Origin of the sequence: Streptomyces albospinus, assembly GCF_014648695.1 — a bacterium.
GTDB lineage: Bacteria > Actinomycetota > Actinomycetes > Streptomycetales > Streptomycetaceae > Streptomyces > Streptomyces albospinus.
In genome coordinates this window covers 1-3,349 of record NZ_BMRP01000119.1, presented here as the reverse complement: position 1 = coordinate 3,349, position 3,349 = coordinate 1, and the positions used below count along the sequence as shown (strand labels likewise).

Sequence of the window (3,349 nt, the reverse complement as noted above, 5' to 3'; positions counted from 1 at the left end):
AGCGGGAACATCGCCCATTCGAGTCCGCCCACCGGGCTGTTCTGGTGGGGCGGCTCGAACGGGCGATGTGTCATCTGGTGACGGTGGGAGGCCAGCCCCCCATTACCCCCGGGAGGGGGTAGCGCCTTATGCGGTGGCCTCGTTGACGAACCGTTCGACGGCGGCGATGGCGTCGCCGACGGCCTGCGTGTTCTGGCCGCCGCCCTGGGCGACGTCCGGCTTGCCGCCGCCACCGCCGCCGAGGGGCTTGGCCGCGGTTCGGACCAGCTCGCCGGCCTTCAGGCCGCGCTTGCGAGCGGCTTCGTTGGTGGCGATCACGGTCAGCGGACGGCCGTTCGCTACGGTGAAGGCGGAGACCACGGCCGGGCGCGAGCCCAGACGGCCACGCACGTCGAGGACCAGCATGCGTAGCTCGTCCACGCCCACACCGTCGGCGACCTGCGCGGCGACCACGGCGATGCCGTGCACGTCCTTGGCGGAGTCAGCGAGGGCGGCGGCGGCCTGGAGGACCTTCTCCGTGCGGAACTTCTCGATCTCCCTCTCGGCGTCCTTCAGCTTGCCGAGCATGGCGGAGATCTTCTCCGGCAGCTCCTCGGCACGGCCCTTGACCAGCTCCTGGAGCTGGGCGACGACCGTGTGCTCGCGGGCGAGGAAGTTGTACGCGTCGACACCGACGAGGGCCTCGATACGGCGCACGCCCGAACCGATGGACGACTCGCCCAGCAGCTTGACCAGGCCGAGCTGGGCAGTGTCGTGGACGTGCGTGCCGCTGCACAGTTCCTTGGAGAAGTCGCCGATGGTGACGACGCGGACCTGCTCGCCGTACTTCTCGCCGAACTCGGCGATGGCACCCTGCCGCTTGGCCTCATCGATCGGCATGACCTCGGTATGCACCTCGAGCTCGCGCGCGAGGATCTCGTTGATCTTCTGCTCGACGTCGGTCAGGACCGTACCCGGGACGGCGTTGGGCGAGCCGAAGTCGAACCGGAAACGGCCCGGGGAGTTCTCCGAACCGGCCTGGGCGGCCGTCGGACCCAGCGCGTCACGCAGGGCCTGGTGGGTGAGGTGGGTGGCGCTGTGGGCGCGGGCGATGGCTCGGCGGCGGCGCACGTCGATGGCGGCGTAGGCGGTTGCGCCCACAGTCACCTCACCGACCTGGACCGATCCCTTGTGCACGGAGACACCGGGAACCGGCTGCTGGACGTCGCGGATCTCGATGACCGCACCGGAGTGCAGCTTGATCCGACCCTGGTCGGCCAGCTGACCACCGCCCTCGGCATAGAACGGGGTGCGGTCCAGGACGACCTCGACCTCATCACCCTCGGAAGCGGCCGGCGAAGGGACACCGTTGACGAGGAGGCCGACGACCGTTGTCTCGCCCTCGGTGTTGGTGTAGCCGGTGAACTGGGTAGCACCGCTCGAATCGGCGATCTCCCTGTACGCGGTGACGTCGGCGTGACCGGTCTTCTTCGCCTTCGCGTCGGCCTTGGCCCGATCCCGCTGTTCCTTCATCAGCCGGCGGAATCCGCCCTCGTCCACCGAAAGGCCCTGCTCGGCGGCCATCTCCAGGGTCAGGTCGATCGGGAAACCCCACGTGTCGTGGAGCAGGAACGCCTTGTCACCGGACAGGACCGTGCCGCCAGCGGCCTTCGTCTCGGTCACGGCGGTGTCGAGGATGTTCGTGCCGCCCTTGAGGGCCTTCAGGAACGCCGCCTCCTCGGCCAGCGCGACGGTCTCGATGCGCTTGCGGTCGGTGACCAGCTCCGGGTACTGCTCGCCCATCGTGTCGATCACGACATCGACGAGATCCTGCACGACCGGGCCGGTCGCGCCGAGCAGGCGTAAGTTGCGCACCGCGCGGCGCATGATGCGGCGCAGCACGTAGCCGCGGCCTTCGTTGCCGGGGGTGACGCCGTCGCCGATGAGCATCACGGAGGTGCGCATGTGGTCGGCGACCACACGCAGCGAAACGTCGCTGTTGTGGGCCTTGCCGTAGGCGACGCCGGTCAGGTCGGTGGCCCTGTCGATGACGACCTTGAGCGTGTCCGTCTCATACATGTTGTGGACACCCTGGAGGACCATCGCCAGACGCTCCAGACCGAGGCCCGTGTCGATGTTCTTCGCCGGTAGGTCACCCAGGATCGGGAAGTCGTCCTTGCCCGAGCCCTCACCCCGCTCGTACTGCATGAAGACCAGGTTCCAGATCTCCACATACCGCTCGTCGTTGACGGCCGGACCGCCCTCGACACCGAACACCGGACCACGGTCGTAATTGATCTCCGAACTCGGACCACACGGACCCGGGATACCCATCGACCAGAAGTTGGGGCCCATACCCAGACGCTGAATACGCTCGGCCGGCACGCCGACCACGTCACGCCAGATCCGCTCGGCCTCGTCATCCTGCTCATAGACCGTGATCCACAGCTTCTCCGGCTCAAGCCCGTAACCACCGTGCTCCACCGACTTGGTCAGCAGCTCCCAAGCCAGCTTGATGGCACCTTCCTTGAAGTAATCACCGAAGGAGAAGTTGCCGCACATCTGAAAGAACGTGCCATGCCGGGTGGTCTTCCCGACCTCCTCGATGTCCGGAGTGCGCACACACTTCTGCACACTGGCGGCCCGGGTGAACTTGGCCTTGACCTCACCCAGGAAGTAAGGCTTGAACGGCACCATGCCGGCGTTGACCAGCAGCAGCGTGGGATCATCGGCGATGAGTGTGGCCGAAGGGACGACGGTGTGCCCGCGCTCCTCGAAGAAGCTCAGCCAGCGGCGGCGAATCTCTGCCGACTCCATCAATTCTCCTCACTCCACGGAGACAGCAACGCTCAGGCCGGCAGGCGAGACATACCAGACAGCCCGGTGCCGATCTCCCTAACAATTGAGGGAACGAGCCTACAGTTTTCCCAGGCATGACGGCTCGCTGCTTTCCGCGCTCCTCCATCCCCCGGTCGCGTGGAGGTGTGACTGAGGCTCTGATCAACTTATCGGGATGACCGTGCGTAACTGATCGTTAACGTCCTTGTTGGTCAAGCGTGTTAGGAGATCACATAGCCGAAGTACTGCTGCCGCACCTGGCAGGTGTCGCGATCGAGGACATACGCGCCGAGCATGGGAGTGTCTGTATTACCGCCTCAGCGGCTGCCCGCTCAGGGCAGTGCCCGGGCTGCGGGACGAAGTCGCAGCGAGTCCACGATCGCTACTGTCGTCGGCTCGCCGACGCCGCGATCGGCGGACGGCCGACGACGATACATCTGACGGTTCGCCGGTTCCGGTGCGAACAACCGTCGTGTCCATCCCCTCGCAGCGTGGACGGTTTCGTTAAGCGGCTTGGGACTGTTGGTCTCTG

2 protein-coding genes are annotated in these 3,349 nt (G+C 66.3%); one reads left to right on the top strand and one right to left on the bottom strand.

What is annotated here, in order from left to right; translation table 11 throughout:
* Positions 1 to 126: 126 nt before the first annotated feature.
* Entirely contained in the window at positions 127 to 2,796 is a 2,670-nt protein-coding gene (gene alaS / locus IEZ17_RS41445) for an alanine--tRNA ligase (protein WP_189308807.1), read from the bottom strand.
* 239 nt (positions 2,797 to 3,035) lie between these two features.
* On the opposite strand from alaS, the gene IEZ17_RS41440 reads away from it, so the two are divergent.
* Positions 3,036 to 3,349: transposase family protein (locus IEZ17_RS41440; protein ID WP_189308806.1), on the top strand; the 314-nt coding region annotated here is incomplete at its 3' end.

Coding starts and splice junctions, on each gene's coding strand:
- alaS (WP_189308807.1), bottom strand. CDS start 2,796: ATGGAGTCGGCAGAGATTCGCCGCCGCTGGCTGAGCTTCTTCGAGGAG.